Origin of the sequence: Mycobacterium sp. UM_Kg1, assembly GCF_000972925.1 — a bacterium.
Taxonomy (GTDB): domain Bacteria; phylum Actinomycetota; class Actinomycetes; order Mycobacteriales; family Mycobacteriaceae; genus Mycobacterium; species Mycobacterium hiberniae.
This window is the reverse complement of record NZ_JRMK01000404.1, coordinates 1-215: the sequence shown is the minus strand read 5'-3', so window position 1 is coordinate 215 and position 215 is coordinate 1. Positions and strand designations below refer to the sequence as shown.

1 protein-coding gene is annotated in these 215 nt (G+C 68.8%); it reads right to left on the bottom strand.

From position 1 onward, the window contains the following. Positions 1–215, bottom strand: a 215-nt coding sequence (locus LI92_RS24145) for a hypothetical protein (RefSeq protein ID WP_046322874.1), incomplete at both ends; no start/stop codon positions are given.

Below are 215 nucleotides of genomic sequence, written 5' to 3'. Positions count from 1 at the left end.
GACGGTGTCAACGGCACTGCGGGTGCGGTGGACGGCACCGCCGGTGGTGCCGGTGGTGCCGGTGGTAACGGTGGTAAGGGCGGTCTGAACACCGATGGTTCGCTGGCTGCGACCGGTGATGGTGGTGCCGGTGGTTTGGGTGGCCGTGGCGGCAACGGTTTCAACGGCGCAAACGGGGATGAGCCCGGCGCGGATGGCACGCGTGGTGGCAATGG